Genomic DNA, 24,575 nt, shown 5'->3' on the forward strand with positions numbered 1-24,575 from the left:
TTAACACTCTACATATTGAATAGCGACTCTAATGTCAGTTCTTCGCCATGTAAAATATCTTTTAACCGTCTTAAACCTTCCACCTGAATCTGACGAACTCGTTCACGAGTGAGCCCAATTTCGCGCCCAACCTCTTCAAGAGTTTCTGCTTCATAACCTAAAAGCCCAAAACGACGTGCTAAAACCTCCCTTTGTTTTGGGTTCAATTCATATAACCACTTAACAATATTATCTTTTAAGTCGTTGTCTTGAATTGTATTTTCTGGGCCTGAATCATTATCATCAGACAATACCTCAAGCAAAGATTTCTCTGAGTCCCCTGCAATTGGAGTGTCAACAGATGTAATTCGTTCATTTAAACGCAACATACGGCTGACGTCTTCAACAGGTTTATCTAGCTGTTCAGCGATCTCTTCAGGGCTTGGCTCATGGTCCAATTTTTGGGCTAATTCACGTGCAGTACGAAGATAGATATTAAGTTCTTTTACGATATGAATAGGAAGGCGAATGGTGCGGGTTTGATTCATAATGGCGCGTTCAATCGTTTGACGGATCCACCACGTCGCATACGTCGAAAAACGGAATCCTTTTTCTGGATCAAATTTTTCAACAGCACGAATCAACCCAAGGTTACCCTCTTCAATCAGATCGAGTAAAGCAAGGCCTCGGTTATTATAACGGCGAGATATTTTCACAACTAAGCGAAGGTTACTTTCTATCATGCGCTGGCGTGAAGCTACATCGCCACGCAGTGCACGTCTAGCATAGAAAACTTCTTCTTCTGCTGTGAGGAGTGGTGAAAATCCAATTTCACTTAGATAGATTTGGGTAGCATCCAGAACACGTTGACTCGTGTTCTGGAGTAAATCCATTTCTTCATCCTGTTCAGAAACCAGATCTTCTTCTTTAAACTGACTCTCATCAAAAGCGTCGTCTAAATTGCTTTCGTCAAGGTCATTATATAACTCGTTAACTTTCAGCGAACTTTGGCTCATCAGTGACTCCTACCCTAGATAATGCGGACAGAATGTCAAAGCATTCTGCCCAGTTTATCGTTGCGGTAAATAACGCAACGGGTTTACTGATTTTCCCTTGTAACGAATTTCAAAGTGTAGTCTAACTGAACTTGTACCAGTACTACCCATAGTAGCTATTTTCTGACCTTCAGTTACATCCTGTTGATCGCGCACAAGCAACGTATCGTTGTGTGCGTAAGCACTCAAGTAGTCATCGTTATGTTTTATAATTATTAGATTTCCATATCCACGCAAAGCATTACCTGCGTAAACGACTTTTCCTGGCGCAGAAGCGAGCACAGATTGACCTCGGGAACCAGCAATATCCACCCCTTTGTTCCCGCCTTGGGCATCAGAGAAACCTTCAATCATTTTCCCTTCTGCTGGCCAACGCCATTTTATTGACGAATTATTTGTGCCACTTGCTGCTGTAGAAGCAGTTGATGCAGTAGTCGTATTCGTTGTTGTAGAAACTTGCGTTGCAGGTTTTCTATTATTCGGCAACATCTTACCCGAAGTTTGACCACCACTGTTTGCAGGATACTCATTAGTTGTTCGGAGATCAACTGGTTGCTGATGACTATTTGATGAATTTGACGCCAATTGCGTGCTCGAGTTCACATTTGTATTACCAATATTAATTACCTGACCGACATTTAAGCTGTATGGTTCAGGTATATTGTTTTTCGATGCTAACTCGCGGAAATCATTACCCGTTATATACGCGATATAAAATAACGTATCGCCACGCTGAACAGTATAACTATTCCCACTATAACTGCCTTTTGGAATACTGCCATAATCACGGTTATAAACAATACGACCATCGCTGCTTGTATTTACAGGCGTTGACGTACGGTTTATCGGCTGATTATTCGTATTACTCGATAAGTTTGGACGTGATGACGGCATTGCCGTACTCATCCCTGTGCTGTTTGACGCAGTAGATGTTGTCCTTTGAGCCACTGGCTGACGCGATTGGCTATCATTCACACTCGAAATAGGTGCTGCTGGATGATATGGCGTAGAACACCCTGCCAATAGCGCTCCGCTAAATGAAAAGATGACTGCCCATCGAATTCTGCTTATAGGGCTAACAATTTTCATGCTTCTTCTCCCGTGAAGAAAAATCTGACGCGACAATTCAGTTTTATGTCAGTAATAGAGTTACCATAAAATATTTCACTTATTAAAGCAGAAATACAAAATAGTGAACAAGTTAAATATATCAAAAAGATAACAATTTGAGATTATGACTTAATAGTTTAAGCCACTGATTCAATTTTAGATGGGTAAAATATCATATTTGGAATGGTTTTACTTCTATTTGAGTTAGTAAAACTTTTGCAATGGCATTTTATTTAACATCATTATAAAAAATCAATCCGTTTTATAATGCAGAAATACCATTGCAAATAAATTAAAGCAGTTCACCCGCAATAAGAGGCACAAAACGTACTTTTTCAATGACGTTTGCATGATAATCATTTCCCCGTCGAGTAATTAACTTCAGGGATTGCTCTTTATCCCCAACAGGTAATACCATTCGACCACAATCTTTTAATTGCCCTAACAACAGAGTCGGAATTTCTGTTGGTGCTGCTGTAACAATAATGGCATCAAATGGGCCTTTGGATTGCCACCCTTCCCAGCCGTCACCATGGCGAGTAGACACATTATGCAGATCCAGCTGTTTAAGCCGACGTTTAGCTGTCCATTGCAGGCTTTTAACACGCTCAACCGAGAACACATGGTGTGCAAGATGCGCCAATACCGCAGTTTGGTACCCCGAACCTGTACCGATTTCCAGCACATTATCATTCGGTGCTAACGACAATAACGCCGTCATTTTTGCCACAATATACGGCTGTGAAATAGTTTGCCCATGACCAATTGGTAACGGGATATTATCGTAGGCTTTATGTGAGAGCGCTTCGTCCACAAACCGTTCACGAGGAACCTGTGAAATAGCATCCAATAGGCGCTCATCGTGAATTCCCTGTTGGCGTAACTGTGCCAAAAGTTCTTTCATGAGCCCAGTTTTCATTTTACTGTCACTCCTGATTTTTCCAACCACTCTTCGACCAATGTGTGCGCTTTATACGCCGTTAAGTCGACCTGTAATGGCGTAATGGAAACATAACCATTTTGAACGGCTTCAAAGTCTGTCCCTGGCCCTGCATCGCGAATTTCCCCGACAGGCCCTAACCAGTACAGCATATTTCCTTTAGGGTCTTCAAGATTATACACTTCCGATGCCGCGTGGCGGCTACCACAACGCGTGACTTTGATACCCTTAATTTCTTCATAAGGGATATCAGGTACATTGATATTCAAGATATTTCCTGCTCGTAATGGGTTCTTTTGTAACATCGAGAGAATATCACAAGTCACTTTTGCCGCCGTTTCATAATGGATTTCACCATCTAGCGAAACGGCAATCGACGGCAACCCTAAATGACGGCCTTCCGTTGCTGCTGCCACCGTACCTGAATAAATCACGTCATCACCCAAATTAGGGCCACAGTTAATCCCCGATACCACAATATCAGGGCGCGGACGAACGACTTTATTCACGCCAATATAGACACAGTCAGTCGGCGTTCCTTCTTGGACAGAAAGATCGCCGTTACTTAACGTTTGAATTTTTAGCGGTCTATCTAATGTAAGTGCATTAGACGCACCACTGCGATTACGATCAGGCGCAATTACTTGAACATGATAATATTGGCGTAGCGCTGCCGCAAGCGTTTGAATTCCTGGAGCATTTACACCATCGTCATTACTCAATAAAATCTTTAGCATCGACATTATCCTGCCCATTCTGATTAATAATTTCTCGTACCACGCTAGTAGCAAAACAACCTGAGTTCAAGAAAAACGCCAATTTTACTGTCGAATCATCTAACCATTGCCATGAAAAATTTTGCGGTTTAGCAATAATCGCACGCCTAACTGGAGAAACGCGTTCGCGTTGCATCAGTGGGATAACGGCTTGATATTCTGTTAAACATGCCGTTTCAAATGCCAGTGCGTCATCTTGTGTACCTAACTCACCATCTCCAGGTAAAGGTGCGGTGACACTCAACTCTGATGATAGCAAACGGCTTTGCAATGATGGAAGTTCTTCTTGTGTTGCCACAAACCAACTACCACGCCCCGTTAATTGCAAGGCATCACCTAACAGCACTTGCTGCTGGATTCCTTGGGCAATTCGCTCGCTCGCCACATGATTAAACATCGCACTGCGTGCCGCAGACAAATAAAAACTGCGTTTATTGCGTTCGCGAACTTGAATTTCTTGGTTAGCCCAGCGCAAAGCTTGTGTTAAATTTTGTCCATCACGCCCAAAACGCTGCTCACCAAAGTAATTTGGCACACCCGAAGTGGCGATTTTTTGCATACGCTGCTCAACATCATTGGCATTAGAAATATCACGCAGCGTGATTTCAAATTGATTTCCTTTCAGGGAACCAATACGTAATTTACGCTTTTGTCGCGTCACAGCAAGCACGCGGCAACCTTCTAATTGCCACGCTGAGAAATCAGGTGTGTCTTTGCCTGGCATTTGCAAACAAAACCACTGTTCGGTCACCGCATGTCTGTCTTTTAAACCTGCATAGCTAACAACACGGGCTGAAATTTTAGCAAATTTGGCAAGTTGCTCTGCCACAAACAGCGTATTGCAGCCTGTTTTTTCCACGCGCACCATCACGTGCTCGCCTTCGCCATCTAACTCGAAGCCTAGATCTTCTTTAACAATAAAATCTTCAGGAATACTTTTTAATGTCCCTGAAGAAAGAGGTTTACCATGCAGGTACTGAACATTCATTGCTTTCATTACTATTATCTTTCACTAAAAGGACAACGGCGGCACACGCGATGCCTTCTTTACGACCCACAAAACCTAATTGCTCTGTTGTTGTCGCTTTTGCATTCACGTCATCCATATGACATTCTAAGTCTTCAGCAATATTCACACGCATTTGTGGAATATGAGGCAGCATTTTCGGGGCTTGCGCCATAATGGTGATATCGATATTACCAATACGATAGCCTTTAGCACGCACGTGGCAAAAGGCTTCCCTTAATAAAACACGGCTATCCGCCCCTTTAAATGCAGGGTCAGTATCGGGGAATAATTTTCCGATATCCCCCAATGCCGCAGCGCCTAAAATAGCGTCCGTTAACGCATGTAACACCACATCACCATCTGAATGAGCCAGCAAACCTTGCTCGTAGGGAATACGCACGCCGCCAATTACGATAGGGCCTTCGCCACCAAATTTGTGTACGTCAAAACCGTGTCCGATTCTCATTGTTTTTCCTTAGTTATTCATTCTTGAAAGATAAAACTCCGCCAGCGCGAGGTCTTCAGGCTGCGTCACTTTTAAGTTATCCGCTCGGCCTGCCACGAGAACAGGTTGATAGCCACAATACTCAAGTGCTGAGGCTTCATCGGTGATCACGGCGTTCTCTTTCAAGGCTTTACTTAGACAGTTCCGTAAGAGTTCCAACGGAAAAAATTGAGGGGTCAATGCGTGCCATAGCGCCTCACGTTCAACCGTGTGGTCAATGAATACTGAGGTTTTTACACTACGTTTCATTGTGTCACGCACAGGGGCGGCAAGAATACCACCACAGCAACCTTGTTCCGTTGCTAATTGAATAATGTTGTTGAGATCTTGTTGGTGGAGGCAAGGCCTTGCCGCATCATGCACCAGTACCCAACAATCATGATAATCGGGTTGTGATGTAAGGTAATTAAGCCCTGCCAAAACAGAATCGGCACGCTCTTTTCCACCCGTAACTACCGTCACCCTAGGGTCTTTCGCAATATCAAGCTGCTGGAAATAATCATCATCTGCGCTAAGTGCGATCACCACCGTATTGACGGTATTATTCGCTAACAATGCATCAATAGTATGTTCGATAATCGTTTTGCCCGCGACGGGTAAATACTGCTTAGGGCAATCAGCATTCATACGACTGCCAATACCTGCTGCAGGGATCAGTGCAACAATTTGTGGGGCAACACTTGGATTTGTCATTATTTGGTTCTTACATCAGAAATTATCAGGCAAATGGGCTCATTGTTTTAGGTTTCATATTATTGAGCAGATTTCTGGTTGCTGCTTTCTTTTACCATGCGATAGAAAGACTCACCTGGTTTAATCATACCAAGCTCGCTACGCGCACGTTCTTCAATTGCATCTTGACCATCATTGAGGTCATTAATTTCAGCAAATAATTGTTCATTACGCATTTTCAAGCGCGAGTTAACAATTTCCTGTGCGGCAACATCGTCTTTAACTTGGACATAATCATGTATGCCATTCTTGCCTAACCATAAGGAATACTGCAACCATGCTAATATCGCGATTAATAGTAGCGTTAATTTACCCATCTTGCCCCCTGAAATGATGTGCTAATCATCCCATAACTCAGCGAATCGCGCTACTGTGACAAAAAATTATATTAAAAAGTCAGAATAAATCGGATTTGTACCCCTTAACTATCACCTTATTTTATCACTAAAGATCAAGATCTGTGATTTAAGATAATAGCTAAGTGGCATTAATAATCCATTTGAATGATATTATTGCGCAGTAATAGCGCAATAATATGAGAAAGAGAATCGGAGATAGGTTGCTGCCCGTCAAGCCGTAATTCAGGGCTTAAGGGTGTTTCATAAGGGGAGTCAATCCCTGTAAACTGTTTAATTTTCCCTTCTCGTGCTTGTTGATATAACCCTTTCGGGTCACGTTGTTCACACACATACACTGGCGTATCAACGTATAACTCAAAAAATTGGTTTGGTTCGAATAATTCACGAACACTTTGCCGATCCGATTGAAAAGGCGAAATAAACGCCGTTGCTACAACTAACCCCGCATCCACCATTAGTTTAGCAACTTCACCCACTCGCCGAATATTTTCTTGCCTGTCAGCCTCACTAAAACCAAGGTCACGACATAACCCATGACGAATATTATCGCCATCCAATAAATAGGTTTTCACGCCAATCGAGGCCAGCTGGTGTTCAATGGCGCCCGCGAGTGTCGATTTACCCGACCCAGAGAGCCCAGTAAACCACAAGACGGCCCCTTTATGACCATTATTACTTTCCCGTAAAGGGCGCGTGACCACATGTTGATGCCATACAATATTGTTATCTTGAGTCATTGGTTTATTTTCCACCCAGTACGTCCCGAGCCCCCCAATGAGGAAAATGCCGGCGAATCAGCTGGTTAAGCTCAATTTCAAATTCACTAAATTCCCCCGTTGACTCAAAAATTGGCTCCTGTGCTTCTCGCACGAGTCCAGCCCCCACAGTCACATTCGTCAGCCTATCGATAAAAATCATGCCCCCCGTGTCCGCATTGCGTTGGTAGTTTTCCAATAATAATGGCTCATCAAATGAAAACTCCACTAAACCAATGCCATTTAACGGTAATTCCGTTGCCACTTTTTGTGTGAGGTTATTCACATCCACTTGATATTGAATATTTTCAACTTTCCCTCGGCTGCGTTTTCCTGCAATTTTAATATCTAATTGCTGGCCTTGAACAAGGGGTTGTTCCGCCATCCACACAACATCAATCGACGCATGTTGCGTGGTTTGCAAGTTTTCGTTTTCTGCGACAATCAAATCGCCGCGGCTAATATCGATTTCATCATCCAACACCAACGTGATGGCTTCACCAGGTACGGCGAAATCCTGTAAGCCCGAAAATGTCACTATTTCCTTAATTTTGGCCGTTGCCCCCGATGGCAGCACTTTAATTGCTTGTCCAACTTGAACAATGCCTGACGACAGTGTGCCGCTGTAACCGCGAAAATCTAAATTGGGTCTATTCACATATTGCACAGGAAAACGCAACGCTTGCTCTGAGGCTTTTTGCTCAACCTGCACATTTTCTAAAATAGACAATAACGTTTCCCCTTGATACCAAGGTAGTTGCTCACTCGGGTTAACAATATTGTCACCATCAAGGGCTGAAATCGGTACAAACCAAACATTCAGCTCGACGGGTAATTCAGTAGCAAACTGTTGGTAATCCTGTTTAATTTTGTCGAATACAGCTTCACTGTACTCCACCAGATCCATCTTATTCACCGCAACAATTAAATGACGGATCCCCAGCAATGTACTAATAAAACTGTGGCGGCGAGTTTGCTCTTGCACGCCTTTTCGAGCATCGATCAACAAAATAGAAAGTGAGCAAGTTGATGCGCCTGTCGCCATATTGCGGGTATATTGCTCATGTCCTGGGGTATCTGCGATGATAAATTTGCGCTTTTCTGTCGAAAAATAGCGATATGCCACATCGATGGTGATCCCTTGCTCACGTTCCGCAGCAAGGCCATCCACCAACAGGGCGAGATCAAGCTTTTCCCCTTGGGTGCCCATTCGCTTACTATCGCTTTGCAGTGTTGTGAGCTGATCTTGGTAAATTTGGCGAGTATCGTGCAATAAACGACCAATTAATGTACTTTTCCCATCATCCACATTGCCACAGGTTAAAAAACGCAAAAGTCCTTTTTGCTGTTGCGCAAGTAAGTAAGGTTCCACGCCACCTTGCTGCTCAATTTGCAGCGCGATTGATTCGTTATAAACGGCTTGTGCCATAATTTGCTCCTTATCTTGCGAATTAAAAGTAACCTTGGCGCTTTTTAAGCTCCATAGATGCAGACTGGTCACTATCGATTAACCGCCCTTGTCGCTCACTCGTGGTCGAAATCAACATTTCTTCAATGATTTCAGGCAATGTTTGGGCTTGAGACTCAACCGCGCCAGTTAGCGGCCAGCAGCCTAACGTTCGAAAACGTACTTGCTGTTGACTGATCACCTCTCCGACTTTTAAATCAATTCGGTCATCATCCACCATCAGCAAAGTACCATTTCGCTGGATCACCGGGCGCTCTTTCGCAAAATACAGCGGAACAATATCGATATTCTCCAAGTAGATATACTGCCAAATATCCAACTCTGTCCAATTCGAAAGTGGGAATACGCGAATACTTTCCCCCTTGTTGATCTGACCGTTATAATTGTGCCAAAGTTCAGGGCGCTGGTTTTTTGGATCCCAACGATGAGATCGGTCTCTAAATGAGTAGATCCGCTCTTTTGCTCGGGATTTTTCTTCGTCACGCCGCGCGCCACCAAAAGCCGCATCAAAACCGTATTTATCAAGTGCTTGTTTCAATCCTTCCGTTTTCATGATATCCGTGTGCTTTGCACTGCCATGTACAAAGGGGTTAATTCCCGACTTTTCCCCTTCAGGGTTACGGTGAATCAATAATTCAAAACCGTATTTTTGTGCGGTAGCATCACGAAACTCATACATTTCGCGGAATTTCCACCCTGTATCCACATGTAACAATGGAAAAGGTAATTTCCCAGGATAGAAAGCTTTGCGCGCTAAATGCAACATCACAGAAGAGTCTTTACCGATGGAATACAGCATCACAGGGTTTGCGAACTCAGCGGCAACTTCACGAATAATATGAATACTTTCAGCCTCTAACTGCTGCAAGTGGGTCAATTTTTTCTCGTTCACGACAATCTCCATCATTAAGCCAGTTCCAGCACAGCGCTACGCCAGCGGATATCTTCTGTTTGCGAACCAAACCATGCGAGCTCATTGTGTAATGCTGTAACCTCGCCAATCACAATCAATGCAGGTGCGGGTGCTTGTTGGGCAAGTGCCTCGAGGTCATGCAATTGACCTGTTACCACTTTTTGGTCTCGTCGTGTCCCACTCCCCACAACGGCGACAGGGGTGTCACTCGCGCGACCAAATTTAATCAATTGCTCACTGATATTGGCCGCCTTTACGGTGCCCATATAAATCGCTAATGTTTGCTGACCGCGAGCCAATGCCTGCCAATCCAGATCCGCGCCATTTTCACGGCAATGTCCAGTAATAAACGTGATGCTTTGCGAGTGTTCTCGGTGAGTGAGAGGAATTCCTGCATAAGCCGTCGCGCCGATTGCAGCGGTTACACCTGGCACCACTTGGAAAGGTATCCCTGCTTTTGCGGCAACTTGTAATTCCTCACCGCCACGACCGAAAACAAACGGATCGCCGCCTTTTAATCTCACCACTTTTTTACCTTGCTGAGCAAATTTCACGATCATTTCATTGGTTTCTTCTTGAGAAACACTGTGATTGCCCGCCCGTTTACCCACACAAATTTTGTCAGCATCACGGCGTACCAATTCGAGGATCTCCTCGCTCACCAAATGGTCGTATAAAACCACTTCCGCGCTTTGTAATACTCTCAGCCCTTTTAATGTAAGCAGTCCTGCATCACCGGGGCCTGCACCGACTAAAACCAATTCTCCACGGTTATCTTGCTCATAAAGCTGGCGTTCAAGCTGTTGTTCCGCTTCGCTTAACTGGCCTTTTTCCACCAAAGAGGCAAAGCGCCCACTAAAACTTTTTTCCCAGAAACGCTTTCTTTCTCGCATATTACTCAACGTCTCTTTGACTTTACCGCGCCAACGCCCTGCGATTTCGGCCATCTTGCCTAACGATAATGGCAGCATGGTTTCCAATTTTTCTCTAAGTAAACGCGCCAACACAGGGGCGGTTCCACCAGAAGATATCGCCACAATCACAGGCGAGCGGTCGATAATCGAAGGCACGATAAACGAACACAGCGGCTGGTCATCAACCACGTTGACAAAAATTTTGCGCTCATTGGCATCGTAAAACACGGTTTCATTGAGGAGCGCGTCATCCGTTGCTGCAATCACTAAAAAAGCATCATCCAACAGCGAAGAAAGGTACTCTTGCGCCAACCACTCAAAGTGGCCTTGCTGATGCTGTGTTTGTAATTGAGGACATAACGACGGGGAGATCACCACAAGCTTAGCCTGTGCTTTGATGAGCAATTCGGCCTTGCGCGCGGCCACTACACCGCCGCCAATTAACACCACTTTGCGCGTACGTACATCGACAAATAACGGTAAATAATCCATCTTGCTCACCCATCGTTATACAAACAAATTATATGAAACATAAAATTGACTATATGGCGTAAAAGTTAAGGTTTGAAATGCTAAAAAAATATGACTTGTAACAGAAAGGAATAAGCCAAACACTCATTAATTAGCAACAAATAGAGACCAAAAACACCAAATAGACAAAACTTAACTTAAACTTTATTTTGAAAGTAAATTTATAAAAATTAAGGAATATCTATTTTTTAGATATAAACATCCCTTTGTAATTAAACAAATATTTTATTAAATCCATCACTATTTAGACTCTAAACTAAAACTATAGCTTGGGTTACAAATAACCAATACTCTAAATAATTCATGTTGTCCCTAGGCGATAAGTAAATGAGTCGCTAGGAACATACACAAGTATGTGACTAAGGTAGCTGAGCGCAGACAACAACGCTGCAGTTTGAAATATGACGGGGATGACGAGTATTTAGTTTTCATGAAGCCCACACTCCCTCTTTAGGCCAAAGAAACGCGTATCTTCCTCATTCATGCCCGCTTCCCATTTGCGGGTTGTATGAGTATCCCCAACAGATAAATATCCCTTCTCCCACAACGGATGGTAAGGCAAGTTATGCTTTGTTAGGTATTCATAGACTTGCTTATTATTCCAATCAATCACGGGTAGAATTTTAAAAATCCCTTTGCCTATGCCAAGCACAGATAAATTTGCACGGCTTGCAGATTGCTCTCGCCTTAACCCTGAAAACCAGCTCTGCGCCTGTAGTTCATGTAAAGCTCTTTCCATGGGCTCCACTTTGTTCAATTGGTTATAATGTTCTATCCCTTCAATACCTTGCGTCCAAAGCTGCCCATGAATTGCTTCTTGCCAAGCGGGTGTTTGTTTCGCGCGATAAACCTGTAAATTCAGGTGTAATCTCTCCGTTAATTGCTCAATAAATTGATAGGTTTCAGGAAAAAGATAACCTGTATCCGTCAATATCACAGGGATTTCAGGTAATACTTGCGTCACCATATGTAAGGTAAGTGCCGCTTGAATACCAAAACTGGATGACAATACAAATTGTATGGGTAAATTTTCAACTGCCCATTCAATGCGCAGCTGCGCAGTCTTATTTTCCAATTGAGTATTAAACTCAGACAAATACTCCGTTTGCTGCTCTTTATCTAACCCAATAACGTCTGCAAGCTGAAGTCGGCTCATACCGCCTCCTTAACCTCATAGAAATCCACAGCAGAATTTAGCACAGGCTTCACAACCTCAGTACGGATCAGAAAATCACCAAACCCCTCTTGTGCTAAGCGGTTTTTCGCCCAATCGCCAATAAGATCATCAAGGATGGATAAAATTTCTGCGCTGCTAATATTTTCACGATACATACGAGGAATACGAGTCCCAATGCGGTTGCCACCAAGGTGTAAGTTATACCTATCTAACGCTTTCCCCACTAACCCGACTTCCGCCAGCATCGCTCTTCCACACCCATTTGGGCAACCTGTGATACGCAAAACGATGTGCTCATCTGCCACATGGTGTGCTGCCATAATATTCTCAACATGGGTCGTAAACTCGGGTAAAAAGCGTTCGGCTTCCGCCATTGCCAGAGGGCATGTCGGAAAGGAAACACAGGCCATGGAATTTTCACGCTGTGGTGTAATGACATCGCTCATTAACCCATGGGCTCTCGCAATGGCTTCAATGGTCGCTTTTTCACTTTCGGGCACACCCGCTACGATGAGATTTTGGTTAGCCGTTAAGCGAAAATCCCCTTGGTGGATACGTGCTATTTCTGCAACACCCGTTTTCAACGGCCTATCTGCTAAATCAATTAATCGACCATTTTCAATAAATAATGTTAAGTGCCAACGATCATCTATCCCTTTAAGCCAGCCAATCTTGTCACCGCGTTCGGTAAATTCATAATGGCGGATCGGCTCAAAATTCACGCCTGCACGCTTTTCAACCTCAGCTTTAAAAGTGTCAACACCCACGCGTTCTAAGGTGTATTTCGTTTTGGCATTTTTACGCTCAGTACGGTTCCCCCAATCACGCTGTGTGGTGACAATCGCTTCCGCAACTGCCAATGTTTTGTCTAATGGAATAAAACCAAATTCACTGGCTAAACGTGGAAATGTTGCGGTATCCCCGTGAGTCATTGCTAACCCGCCGCCCACTAACACATTAAAACCAATCAACTCACCATCTTCAGCAATCGCCACAAAGTTCATGTCATTAGCGTGTAAATCCACATCGTTCAATGGCGGAATGACGACTGAGGTTTTAAATTTTCGTGGTAGGTAAGTTTGGCCTAAAATCGGCTCCTCATCCGTGGTCACTACTTTTTCTTTATCTAGCCAGATTTCGGCGTAAGCACTGGTGCGAGGCAGCAGATGCTCAGAAATTTTCTTTGCCCATTCATACGCTTGCTGATGTAATTCTGATTGCACAGGGTTAGATGTACATAACACATTACGGTTAACATCGTTTGCCGTAGCGAGTGCATCCAAGCCAACATGGCTTAACATTTGGTGGGCAGGTTTTACATCCCCTTTAAGGATGCCATGAAACTGAAACGTCTGACGATTTGTAATGCGCACACTGCCATATAATGTGTGTTCTGAGGCAAATTTATCAATATCAATCCATTGTTTTGGCGTGATAATTCCCCCAGGTAAGCGACAGCGCAACATCATTGCGTGGCGAGGCTCTAATTTTTGCTCAGCTCGCTCAGCGCGAATATCACGATCATCCTGCTGGTACATGCCATGAAAACGGATTAATAAAAAATTGTCCCCATCAAAGCCACCTGTTAAGCCATTTTTTAAGTCCTCCTTAATGGTACCGCGCAAATAGTTACTGTCTTGCTTCATACGTTCGCTATCGGCTAACTTGCCTTCGACGATTAAGGGTTTTTGTTGCTGTTCATTGCTCATTAATAAACATCCCTCTGATAACGGCGCATTACGCGCAGCTCACTTAAAAATTCATCGGCAGCCTCAATGTCCATGTTGCCGTATTGGCCGATGATATCCAATAAAGCCTGTTCAACATCTTTCGCCATACGGTTTGCATCACCACAGACGTAAATATGTGCGCCTTCTTGCAGCCATTGCCACACCGCTTCCCCTTGTTCACGCAACTTGTCCTGTACATAGATTTTTTGTTGTTGATCGCGCGACCAAGCCAAAGAAATTTGCGTTAATAAGCCCTCTTTCACATAGCGCTGCCATTCCACTTGATACAAAAAATCATCGACAAAATGGGGGTTACCAAAAAACAACCAGTTTTTCCCCGTTGCGCCGTCGTTATCTCGTTGTTGTAAGAAAGCACGGAATGGAGCAATCCCCGTTCCTGGGCCAATCATAATGACAGGCGTTTCTGGGTTCGCAGGTAAACGGAAATTATCATTGTGTTCAATGAAAATACGTAGCTCATCACCTTCATTGAGTCTGTCAGCTAAAAAACCCGATGCGCCACCAGTACGCAAGCGACCATCAATGTCATAGCGCACCACCCCTACCGTGACGTGAACTTCGTCTTCAGCCTCTGACTGAGACGATGAAATGGAGTATAAACGAGGCGTTAATGGGCGCAGCAAATCAATAAACTCTTGTGCACTTGGCTGAGATGCCGCTTGGCGCACCATGTCCACAATTGGCGTATTTTGTGCGTAATGCAAAATGGCTTGCTTATCACTGATCAGCGATAACAACGCATCGTCTTTAGAAAGTTGAGCGTATTTTTCCACAATCACTGGGGTATTTTGCGTTAACTCTAATTGGTAAATTAATGCATCACGTAAAGAGTGGCGTTGAGTCCCAATAAAGACGTCTTCGTCGCCCTTTAGCCACAGTAATGCCACCAGCTCATCAACTAAAGCAGGGTCATTATCGAACCACACACCTAACGCATCCCCTGGTTGATAACGCAGGCCTGAATCTCCTAAATCAATTTCAATGTGCCGCACGTCTTTTTGTGAATCTCGGCTGGTGAGTTTCTGGTTACTGAGCAGCGATGCCGTTAATGGCGCGGTTTTACTGTACGGGGAAGTGTGAATTTCATTCATACTTCCCGCTTGTGCAGACAACAACTGACTGTCGCTTTGTGCGGGTACACGCGCTTTTAAAATACGGGTTAAATTTTCGACCCATTCATCGGCAATGGATTGGTATTCCACATCCGCATCAATACGCTCAAATAATGATTTCGCACCCAACAAGGCTAGTTGTGAATCAAAATCTTTGCCTGCTTGGCAAAATTTTTCATAAGAAGAATCGCCCAGTGCAAATACCGCGTATTGCGTTTGGGATAAATCAGGAGCTTTTTTCGAGAACAGGTACTTGTAAAGCGCAACCGCCTCTTCTGCTGGCTCCCCTTCTCCTTGAGTCGATGCCACAATAACCAACACTTTTTCTTGGTTAATTTGCTTAAACTTATAGTCGCCCGCGTTTACTAAATGGACATTAATTTTTTCACCGACTAAACGCTCCCTAAGCTGTTCCGATAAACGGCGAGCATTCCCCGTTTGCGATGCAGAAATAATTGTCACGGTTTCTTGAGCCGCAACAGGGGCATTCACAGACACATCCGTGGCTGCCGTTTGGTTTACCATTCCCCATAAATACCCCGACAGCCATGCAAGCTGATGAGATGAAAAATCGTCGACCGCAGTTTGTAAACGCGCTAATTGCTCAGTTGATATTGGCAGCAATGTTAATGGCGGCTGTTTTTTTGTCATTATCCTGTAACCCCAGTGTCGCTCATCGTTGAGTTTGTCTTACAATCGAGTGAAATGGGCAAATTTGTTCAGCCACTCGCTCGGAAAAGTTCTAAAACCTATCGCTCAATCGTTTCCCTAAATAATTCAGGTAGCAAAGCAAAAAATGCCGAGTTACCTCCAATATGCAGGGTATACGATTAGGTTATAACAACCGTCAATAACGGGATAAGAAACGATAGCCATAAATCATAACTAAAAAGCCTAAATCAATTACCAGATGGATCATATGGATAAAACAGGTTAGCGATAATTTGGCAAATAACGACAATCTGCTCTAAAAATACAGTACAATACGCTGTTTATTAACACTAAGGAGCCACTAATGAGCACAACTATCTATAAAGATTTCACCTTCGAAGCTGCACACAAATTACCCCACGTTCCTGAGGGGCATAAGTGTGGACGCCTTCATGGGCATTCTTTCATGGTGCGTTTGGAAATCACGGGTGAAGTCGATGCACACAGTGGCTGGATCATTGATTTTTCTGAGGTCAAAGGGATATTCAAACCGATTTGGGAACAACTAGACCACCATTACTTGAATGATATTGCAGGCTTAGAGAACCCAACAAGTGAAGTTTTAGCACAGTGGATTTGGCAACAAACGAAACCGCATTTGCCATTACTCAGCGCGGTCACCGTGAAAGAAACCTGTACTGCGGGCTGTGTTTATCGCGGGGAAGCTTAAATAATACCATTATGTAGAGTGGTTTTGCCCCAGCCATATCACTTTTTATGGCTGGGGTTTCAATTATTGAATATTTAAATACTTATGTGTTTGAATGGATAAACGCCAATTTCGTTGAATACACATCTCAATACACAATTTTGTGGCTGCTGTTTTTTGGCTGATCGGTTGCAATGCAACAATTGGCGGGTTAACTGATGTACGCAACGCTAAAATAGCTTCTAGAGCCTCAATATCTTTTTCCCGTGCAACAGGATGTTTAACCTCATTTGCTCGGTTAACTGCCTGAGCCAAAACTTTAAGCCCACCTTTCATACCCACTTTTGGTGAAACCGTTACCCATGTTTTTTCTGTGCATTGAATAGGGTAAGTTCCGCTGGTTTCAATCTGGCATTGATACCCGCTTTGTTCTAATGACTCCGTTAGTGGCGTTAAATCATAAATACAAGGTTCTCCCCCTGTAATCACAATATGCTTTGCTGTAAACCCCTTCGTTTTCATCAATTGAATCAATTCGTCGCTATCAGCCATAGCCCATGTATCTGAATCAAGCGTCTTTAATACGATATCACCAAGGGTGGTTTGTTTGTCTTGTTCTTTTTCCCACGTTTGCTTGGTATCACACCAGCTACACCCTACTGGGCAGCCTTGTAAACGAATAAAAACTGCTGGAACACCTGTAAAAACCCCCTCTCCCTGCAATGTTTGGAAGATTTCATTAATTGGGTATTTCATATCACTCCTAAATTAGTTAACTAAGTGGACATTATATTGCAGATATCTATCTCACGAACAAGGGAGTTTGTGATAATGTAGCCATCTTGGGTTCAATAATGTACGTCCAACTTAATAAACAATACCGAAATTACATTCGGAACGATATCTCCTAAGAAAAGACAGGAAAAGACATGCAAAGTAGTCAAACAAACCAACTCAGAAAGGGACTGAGTGTCAGGCACATTCGCTTTATGGCTTTAGGGTCTGCGATTGGGACTGGTTTATTCTATGGTTCCGCATCCGCAATTCAAGCTGCGGGTCCTGCAGTTCTGCTGGCCTATATGGTTGGCGGTGCTGCCGTATTTATGGTCATGCGCGCTTTAGGCGAAATGGCCGTTCATCATCCTGTCCCTGGTTCTTTCTCGCACTACGCTAGCCATTATATGGGCCCCCTCGCAGGCTTTTTAACGGGTTGGAATTATGTCTTTGAAATGCTGGTTGTTTGCTTAGCAGATATCACCGCTTTTGGGATGTATATGGGCTTTTGGTTCCCAGATGTTGATCAATGGATATGGGTATTAAGCATTGTATTATTTATCGGTGCGCTAAATTTATGCCACGTCAAAATCTTCGGTGAAATGGAGTTCTGGCTATCCATAGTGAAAGTTTCTGCAATCATTGCGATGATTATCGGTGGAACCTTCTTGATGTTTTACGGCTTTGGCCAAGAAACTGACCATGCTGTAGGCATCCAAAACTTGTGGGAACATGGCGGTTTTATGCCAAATGGTATTTCGGGGGTGATTGCTTCTCTTGCCATTGTTATGTTTGCTTTTGGTGGAATTGAGGTGATTGGGATCACAGCCAGCGAAGCGCAAAACCCAGAAAAAACCATCCCGAAAGCCATTAATGCGGTGCCTCTTCGCATCTTATTATTCTATGGGTTAACGTTATTTATCCTGATGTGTATCTATCCATGGAACCAAATTGGTCAAAATGGTAGCCCATTTGTCCAAATTTTCTCCAGTTTAAATATCGCATCCGCCGCAAATATTTTGAACGTTGTGGTTATCACAGCAGCAATTTCTGCAATTAATAGTGATATTTTTGGCGCAGGCCGCATGATGTATGGCATGGCACAAGACAAACAGGCGCCACAAGTTTTTACTAAGTTGACGAAAAACGGTGTGCCTTGGGTCACTGTTTTAGTGATGTCTGTCGTGATGTTATTAGGTGTGTACCTGAACTACCTGCTACCAGAGAAAATCTTTGTCATTATTGCTTCGATTGCGACATTCGCAACCGTCTGGGTTTGGTTGATGATACTACTATCCCAAGTCGCTATGCGCCGTCAAATGAGCAAAGAAGAGGTTAAAAAACTGAAGTTCCCTGTGCCATTCTGGCCTGTAGGGCCTGCGATTACTATCGCCTTTATGGTATTCGTTATTGCATTGCTCGGCTTTTTTAAAGATACACAAGTGGCGCTGCTAGTTGGGTTTGCGTGGGTCGCGATACTCAGCGTGACCTTCTTCATTATGCGTAAATTTCAAACCAAATAACCGTTCGTATTCGTAATACAGAGCCCAATATCACAATGATATTGGGCTTTTTTTCATTATGCTAACGCTTGTTTAAGATCTTCAATCAAATCTCTCGTACTCTCGAGCCCAATTGATAAGCGAATTAACCCATCACTAATCCCGTACTGTTGTCGTTCTTCAGCGGTATAAGTTGAATGAGTCATACTTGCAGGGTGCTGAGCAAGGGATTCACAATCTCCCAAACTAACCGCTCGAGCAAATAAATTTAAACGGTTCAGAAATTGCTTACCAGCCTCAAGTCCACCTTTAAGTTCAAACGCAATCATTCCCCCAAATAATCTCATTTGCCTTTGAGCCAGCTCATATTGGGCAAAACTAGGTAACCCAGGATACATCACTTGAGCAACATGAGGATGTGATTCTAAATACTCGGCCACTATTTGCGTGCTTTCTACAATACGCTCCATACGAACAGGGAGGGTTTTCATTCCTCGTAACACAAGATTTGCATCATGAGGAGATAAACAAGCCCCTGTCATATCCTTGAGCCCTACCAATCTAATTTGTTTCGCTAAGGCTTCTGTCGTCACAACAGCCCCCGCCATTACATCACCGTGACCATTCATATATTTTGTCAATGAATGAATAACGATATCAGCCCCTAATTCTAATGGCTTTTGAATATAAGGCGTACAATAGGTATTATCTACTACCGTGAATATTTCCTGTTGGTGAGCTTGTCGGTATTGATGAACTATATCGCTTACCGTTTTAATATCTACCAAACGCATATTTGGATTCGCTGGTGATTCAAAAAATATAATGCGTGTTTTATCGGTTAATTCGCGAGCAATATTCTCTGGTGCACTCATATCAATATGGCGAACCTTCACACCAAAGCGTGCTAAACCATGATGAAAAAATGCATAAGTACAACCATATACGGTCATATCCACCAACAATTCATCACCTGGGCTCAATAACGTCCAAAGTGTTGATGTTATCGCTCCCATGCCAGAAGAAAATACAATTCCAGCTTCCCCTTCCTCTAAATCTGCAATTCGTTTTTCTAAAAGACTCAAGGTTGGGTTGTTGATACGAGTATAAATATAACCATTCGATTCACCACTAAAGCAGGCAGCACCTTCTTCTACACTGTCAAAAACATAAGTTGATGTCTGGTAAATAGGTGCAGTTAGTGAACCTAAATTTTTGATAGGATCGTAATAATTATGTATCACACGAGTATCAAAAGAATACAATTTATCTAAAATCATACCACCTCCGAAATATTACCCCTCCTGGGTCTTATTCAATCGAGAACCAACAATTTGTAAAGTTCGTAAAACGGTACTTATTCCACGTAATGTATCGGGATCTTTTAATAAACTATAAACAGAACGAAAATTATGTGTTTTATCTGAATATTTGGCTTCCATCTTTGCCATGTTATAAGCGGTACCTAATTCCCACACTGGCGTTAAAGTATCCTCAAAACTATTTGCTAATTTTTCTACCGTCCCCGTATCCATAATATCTACGAGGTCAGATAATAAAGATAATAAATCAACTATATTGTCAAAACGCTGTAAATATAATAATGGGGCTATTTTTTCCGCTAAATGATTTGCAGGTTCGCTATTTAGTAATTCTAGAAGTTTTGCTTGTTGATCATTACTTGACATGATTATTCTCCTATTACACTAAACCACGAATAGCAGCCCAATATATTCCTCGATTAAAACCATTTCTTAATAACCCTCCCACTTTTGTTGCTGGGGTAGGAATTACATCATGCTTATAATCGTATTGTAATGGCATCCCCGCATTAAGCCCCATTTGGGCAACAGCTTGGACACGCCCATCATAAATAGCGGAAGGGTATCCATAAGTAAGCTCTCCGCAAATATTATCTGCAATTATGGCGGCCTGATTATGACAGCTTCCTCCTGCTTTACTTATTGGCAAATCAACAGTGTCACCAATAACATAAACACCATCTGTACCATATACTTGCATAGTTTCATGGTCCGTTGGTAACCAACCTTCACCATTTTTATGTTCGCTTAAATTTGTATTCACTACGGCTTCAACCGCTGTAATTGGAGGTGTGCTAATTAAAATGTCAAATGGTTGCTCATCCCCCTCTTTCGAATAAGCAATTTTTTTATCTGGATCGACCTTGTTTAAGGTAAAGCCGCGCTGGGCTTTGATGTTTTTAATATTAAAAATTTCAGGTATCGCTTCACATACGGGTTGCTGTAAAAACAAACAATTCCTCAGTAATTGTGAAACCGTCGGGTAAGTATAAACAATTTCAATATTATCCCGAACTCGCCGTTTACGTAAGAACTCATCAAGCATCAATGTTGTTTCCATTGGTGCTATTCCACATTGGTGAGGTACATTTGGTGTTTCAGGAAATGATACTGTAATAAAAATACGTCCCTTTTCAATCTTAGCAATTTGATCCGCTAATTTTCTTGCGGCATCATAAGCATAAAAATGATTTCCTATCTCTTTCAATCCTTCAATTCTATCTGGCCTCGGTACGCATCCTGTAGCGACAACTAAAAAATCATAATTATATTTTTTTCCACTTCTAGAGTGTAGTTCTTTATTTTTAAAATCGAATGATTCAATTTTATCAATCTCTAATTGAATTTCAGGTCTTAATAGTGAACTCTGATCTCTCATCAATTCTTCTTTAAAAAATAAATTGAATGCAACATACATAAAGGCTGGTTTGTAATAATGAATAGGATTATCAGTGATGAGTGTTACTTTTATTTTTTTTGAGAAAATTTCTTTGTTCAGTTTTCGGGACAATATGTTTGCCAACATTGTTCCACCTGTACCACCACCAACGATCACTATATTTATCATAACATCTCCAAACTAAATATTTAAAATGGATGGCAAGACATCAATTAAATTAAAAAACTGATACCTTTTAAATATAGTTCAATTCTAATAATTACCAATACAATTAATTGAATATAATTCAACTAACAACAAGAAAAATTAATCACACTAAAATATAAAAACCCATGAATAAATTAATGATAAAAACTATCATCACTGTAACCATTTTAGTTTAAAAAAAATTCAATAAGAATAATGACCTATCAATTTCCATTTAAATAAAACATCTTCCGTGACTTGACCATAACCAATATTATGCATAATCAAATAATTTTTATTATTAACAGATTTTATAGAGGTCACAATGCCAATATGTGGTCTTCCATTATCTAATCGCCATGTAACAATATCACCTGGCACATAATCTTTTGTATCTTTAGTGACAGGTTTTTCCTGTCCTTTACGTGAGAAAAAAACTTCTAAATTAGGCACTCTGCGGTGATCAATATTGGTATCCGTTTTACGCAGCCCCCAAATACGCTGACTCGGATATTTGCTAAAATTCGATTTCATATCCTCATGTACTAATTTTTGTAGATCAATCCCCATTTTTCGATAACTGCGAATAACAACATCAGAACAAACGCCGTAATGTTCTGGAATATCACCATTAGGATAAGAGATCTGTCGATATGCTGGATCATAAATAACAAAACGAGGGAGCGCTTCTGCATGTTTAGCTAACGTTAAATTAGCACTACTTGCAGTGTGAGAAAGGGCTAATAATAAAATAGCTGACATTATAGTTTTCAAAGAGATACTCTCCATATCAATATATGAATAAAATCTACAATAAAAACAGAGAAAAATAAGGTGTGAAAATCTTAATTATCTAGACACATCAAACCGAGTGATAATCGGGTTATGATCAGAAGCATCTGTGATTAATACTTTACTATCAATAGCTTTGAGCCCGCGATAAAAAACATAATCTAGCGGTCGACCAAAAGCTTTGGTCCGTAAATCCTCATCAATCGTAATTTCTTTTAACCCCACACTGCGAATGAAGCGTTTTAGCGCATTCACCCTTTGTCGACTCCATGCGTTAAAATCCCCCGCAAGAATCACAGGGCCAACATGTTTACTAATATGAATACCAAGCTTATTCAATTGCCTTGTATAAACATCAACCCCAAAGCTAAAGTTAATAGCATGGACATTTGCCACCATTAATTGCTGCCCATTAGGTAAGGGATAAACCGTAATCAACGCTGATTTAGCGAGCCGAAGCAGTGGTTCTTTTTCTCGTAATGGGCAGCAATAAATAGGATGAGCAGTGGCAAGGGTCATCACTCCCGACGGATGGGGAGAAAAAGGAAGAGCAGGGACTTGATCTGCAATAAGCTGCTCAGAAGCAGCAAAAGAAATCAACTCAGGGGACATTTGAGCTTCTTGTAATAAGATCAACTTACGACCTTTAACCAGCTCGCTTAAAGCTATTTTCCAATTTGGCCGTTGCTGTTTATAAATATTCCATATAACAACATCGAGAGTTTCGCTGGCAGCAAACAAAGGTAACCCGATTGGGAGAGATTCCCCTAGCATATGCACAGGTGTCGGCTGAATACGTTTAGCGGGTTGACCTGCAATATATCGAACTGAATAGGTTCTTTTCGCCAAATTCAACTTCCTACTTATCTCAATGAAATGATAAATTCTACGCTTTATAACTTATCTCTGTAGCCAGTATACCAAACACACCCTGTTATGGCCTATCAAATTTAGTGAATAACATCTTTCGCTCGGCAATATCGTTCAATAAACAGTTACCCTATCCATATCCCGAATGACTCATTGACGCTCTTCCAACTCTAGCCTTACAAAGAAATGAAAAAGCCATCATGAGGAATACAAGTAGTAATCAAGCAGAAATTAATAGCGACAATACAGGCAAAATATTCTGAAAAAAAGACTGTAGGAAAAATCCTTAGAATTGAGTATTCCGAGTCTAAGGACCAATCAAGTGCTAAGAGAGAAAAACAGTGAACAAAAAATACGACCTAAGAGACAACGAAAGTGATGAAAACTGTGATAACACAAGTTAATTACTGAGCGGATTATTGATTAATTTAGTTTTTTCTTCCTTAGCCCATTAGAGAAACAACCAGCGGAGTTAATCAAGAAAATATCCTCTACTCATCTAAGCGACAAAATACAAGTCACTTACTGAGCTGACGACTAATTAGCTTATTAGTCTTTCATACTCTTTTCCTGTATAAACGTCGCTTTATCAGAGTCAGCGATGGGGGCTTATGCATAATCACAAATAATAAGAAGGTAAGAATCGCACAGGATAAGAAAAATAATAATCCTCAGTTAGTTAATGACGACATGAACAACCGATTAGCCTAGAAGGTCTCATCATCATAAGCCAGAGCGATGAAAAAACAGTTAATGACTAAGCAAACCCATGACCCATGACAATAAGTGCCATAAACACAGAGGGCGGCGATTTAGGACAGTAAAATAAAGGGGATGTTCGGATGAAAAATGAAGTAACAACAGTGAGTTACTAAGAGGATTTTTGATAAGCTTACAAGAATTTCTCCGCTTTAATCACAAGTCATAATGACGTGAACACAGAAACACAGAACTCTAATAACACAATGATTAGTTGCCAAGTGGACTATTGATAAGCTTGCAAAGATCCCCCCGTTTTAATCACAAGCCATAACGACGTGAACACAGAACACGGATCACACAACGATGAGTTGCTAAGGGGATTATTAATAAGCTTACGAGGATTTCTCCGCTTTAATCACAAGTCATAATGACGTGAACACCGAACACGGGTAACACAACGATTGGTTGCTGAGGGGATTATTGATTCACTTAGCTTGCGTTATTTATCTCGTCATCTCGGCCTTTTCTTGGCCCCATTCCCCAAACGCAAAAAAGCCACCCAATGGGTGGCTTTCTCACTAA

General features: G+C 42.1%; 23 protein-coding genes. 2 read left to right on the forward strand and 21 right to left on the reverse strand.

The genetic code is table 11. The features are described 5' to 3' along the window. Window positions 1-8 precede the first annotated feature (8 nt). From rpoS to cysJ, 15 genes are all read right to left on the reverse strand, one after another. Window positions 9-995 (reverse strand): RNA polymerase sigma factor RpoS, encoded by a 987-nt coding sequence (gene rpoS / locus PR808_RS13875; protein ID WP_206086857.1) that lies wholly within the window; start codon window positions 993-995, stop codon window positions 9-11. A gap of 54 nt (window positions 996-1,049) precedes the next feature. After that, entirely contained in the window at window positions 1,050-2,123 is a 1,074-nt protein-coding gene (gene nlpD / locus PR808_RS13880) for a murein hydrolase activator NlpD (RefSeq protein WP_206086858.1), read from the reverse strand. Between the two features lie 313 nt (window positions 2,124-2,436). Next, window positions 2,437-3,063, reverse strand: a complete 627-nt coding sequence (locus tag PR808_RS13885; RefSeq protein WP_272539505.1) for a protein-L-isoaspartate(D-aspartate) O-methyltransferase — start codon at window positions 3,061-3,063, stop codon at window positions 2,437-2,439. Continuing rightward, complete coding sequence (surE, locus tag PR808_RS13890; RefSeq protein ID WP_272539506.1) at window positions 3,060-3,821, reverse strand: 5'/3'-nucleotidase SurE; 762 nt, start codon at window positions 3,819-3,821, stop codon at window positions 3,060-3,062. Before surE ends, PR808_RS13885 begins: the two co-directional genes overlap by 4 nt. Next, window positions 3,799-4,857: a tRNA pseudouridine(13) synthase TruD gene (gene truD / locus PR808_RS13895; RefSeq protein WP_206086861.1), complete on the reverse strand. Its 1,059-nt coding sequence runs from the start codon at window positions 4,855-4,857 to the stop codon at window positions 3,799-3,801. Before truD ends, surE begins: the two co-directional genes overlap by 23 nt. Further along, a complete protein-coding gene (gene ispF / locus PR808_RS13900) occupies window positions 4,823-5,335 on the reverse strand; it encodes a 2-C-methyl-D-erythritol 2,4-cyclodiphosphate synthase (protein ID WP_206086862.1) in 513 nt (170 codons plus the stop codon). The genes truD and ispF overlap by 35 nt, the downstream gene beginning before the upstream one ends. 9 nt (window positions 5,336-5,344) lie before the next feature. After that, the gene (ispD, locus tag PR808_RS13905) at window positions 5,345-6,067 is read right to left on the reverse strand and encodes a 2-C-methyl-D-erythritol 4-phosphate cytidylyltransferase (protein WP_206086863.1); all 723 of its coding nucleotides are present in this window, start codon (window positions 6,065-6,067) and stop codon (window positions 5,345-5,347) included. A 59-nt stretch (window positions 6,068-6,126) separates the two neighbouring features. Further along, the gene (gene ftsB / locus PR808_RS13910) at window positions 6,127-6,423 is read right to left on the reverse strand and encodes a cell division protein FtsB (protein ID WP_047757167.1); all 297 of its coding nucleotides are present in this window, start codon (window positions 6,421-6,423) and stop codon (window positions 6,127-6,129) included. Between the two features lie 170 nt (window positions 6,424-6,593). Further along, window positions 6,594-7,202 (reverse strand): adenylyl-sulfate kinase, encoded by a 609-nt coding sequence (gene cysC / locus PR808_RS13915; RefSeq protein WP_206086879.1) that lies wholly within the window; start codon window positions 7,200-7,202, stop codon window positions 6,594-6,596. 4 nt (window positions 7,203-7,206) lie between these two features. Further along, complete coding sequence (gene cysN, locus PR808_RS13920) at window positions 7,207-8,649, reverse strand: sulfate adenylyltransferase subunit CysN (protein WP_206086864.1); 1,443 nt, start codon at window positions 8,647-8,649, stop codon at window positions 7,207-7,209. A gap of 22 nt (window positions 8,650-8,671) precedes the next feature. Next, the gene (gene cysD / locus PR808_RS13925) at window positions 8,672-9,580 is read right to left on the reverse strand and encodes a sulfate adenylyltransferase subunit CysD (protein ID WP_272539507.1); all 909 of its coding nucleotides are present in this window, start codon (window positions 9,578-9,580) and stop codon (window positions 8,672-8,674) included. A gap of 14 nt (window positions 9,581-9,594) precedes the next feature. Next, window positions 9,595-11,007, reverse strand: coding sequence for a siroheme synthase CysG (gene cysG / locus PR808_RS13930; protein WP_206086866.1), 1,413 nt, complete (start codon window positions 11,005-11,007; stop codon window positions 9,595-9,597). A gap of 460 nt (window positions 11,008-11,467) precedes the next feature. After that, window positions 11,468-12,202, reverse strand: coding sequence for a phosphoadenylyl-sulfate reductase (locus PR808_RS13935; protein ID WP_206086867.1), 735 nt, complete (start codon window positions 12,200-12,202; stop codon window positions 11,468-11,470). Next, complete coding sequence (cysI, locus tag PR808_RS13940; protein ID WP_272539508.1) at window positions 12,199-13,932, reverse strand: assimilatory sulfite reductase (NADPH) hemoprotein subunit; 1,734 nt, start codon at window positions 13,930-13,932, stop codon at window positions 12,199-12,201. Before cysI ends, PR808_RS13935 begins: the two co-directional genes overlap by 4 nt. After that, complete coding sequence (cysJ, locus tag PR808_RS13945; RefSeq protein WP_272539509.1) at window positions 13,932-15,737, reverse strand: NADPH-dependent assimilatory sulfite reductase flavoprotein subunit; 1,806 nt, start codon at window positions 15,735-15,737, stop codon at window positions 13,932-13,934. The genes cysI and cysJ overlap by 1 nt, the downstream gene beginning before the upstream one ends. Window positions 15,738-16,101: 364 nt before the next feature. On the opposite strand from cysJ, the gene queD reads away from it, so the two are divergent. Further along, a complete protein-coding gene (gene queD, locus PR808_RS13950; RefSeq protein ID WP_206086870.1) occupies window positions 16,102-16,467 on the forward strand; it encodes a 6-carboxytetrahydropterin synthase QueD in 366 nt (121 codons plus the stop codon). 63 nt (window positions 16,468-16,530) lie between these two features. Here the strand turns inward: queD and queE are convergent, their stop codons facing one another. Next, window positions 16,531-17,202 carry a 7-carboxy-7-deazaguanine synthase QueE gene (gene queE / locus PR808_RS13955; protein WP_272539510.1) on the reverse strand — a complete coding sequence of 224 codons (672 nt, stop codon included), beginning with the start codon at window positions 17,200-17,202 and terminating at the stop codon, window positions 16,531-16,533. Window positions 17,203-17,375: 173 nt separating this feature from the next. Between queE and PR808_RS13960 the strand changes: the two genes are divergently transcribed. Next, the gene (locus PR808_RS13960; RefSeq protein ID WP_206086872.1) at window positions 17,376-18,743 is read left to right on the forward strand and encodes an amino acid permease; all 1,368 of its coding nucleotides are present in this window, start codon (window positions 17,376-17,378) and stop codon (window positions 18,741-18,743) included. Between the two features lie 56 nt (window positions 18,744-18,799). On the opposite strand, the gene megL is transcribed toward PR808_RS13960, so the two are convergent. The 5 genes from megL to PR808_RS13985 all read right to left on the reverse strand — a co-directional run bounded on the left by megL (window position 18,800) and on the right by PR808_RS13985 (window position 23,270). Next, on the reverse strand, window positions 18,800-20,002 hold the full coding sequence (gene megL, locus PR808_RS13965; protein ID WP_206086873.1) for a methionine gamma-lyase: 1,203 nt from the start codon (window positions 20,000-20,002) through the stop codon (window positions 18,800-18,802). 15 nt (window positions 20,003-20,017) lie between these two features. Next, a complete protein-coding gene (locus PR808_RS13970) occupies window positions 20,018-20,410 on the reverse strand; it encodes a hypothetical protein (RefSeq protein WP_206086874.1) in 393 nt (130 codons plus the stop codon). Between the two features lie 13 nt (window positions 20,411-20,423). Beyond that, on the reverse strand, window positions 20,424-21,611 hold the full coding sequence (locus tag PR808_RS13975) for an NAD(P)/FAD-dependent oxidoreductase (RefSeq protein WP_206086875.1): 1,188 nt from the start codon (window positions 21,609-21,611) through the stop codon (window positions 20,424-20,426). A gap of 222 nt (window positions 21,612-21,833) precedes the next feature. Further along, window positions 21,834-22,391, reverse strand: a complete 558-nt coding sequence (locus PR808_RS13980; protein WP_241016922.1) for a DUF1287 domain-containing protein — start codon at window positions 22,389-22,391, stop codon at window positions 21,834-21,836. Between the two features lie 87 nt (window positions 22,392-22,478). Beyond that, a complete protein-coding gene (locus PR808_RS13985) occupies window positions 22,479-23,270 on the reverse strand; it encodes an endonuclease/exonuclease/phosphatase family protein (protein WP_206086877.1) in 792 nt (263 codons plus the stop codon). Between the last annotated feature and the right edge of the window lie 1,305 nt (window positions 23,271-24,575).

This window comes from Providencia sp. PROV197, assembly GCF_028479625.1.
GTDB classification, from domain to species: domain Bacteria; phylum Pseudomonadota; class Gammaproteobacteria; order Enterobacterales; family Enterobacteriaceae; genus Providencia; species Providencia vermicola.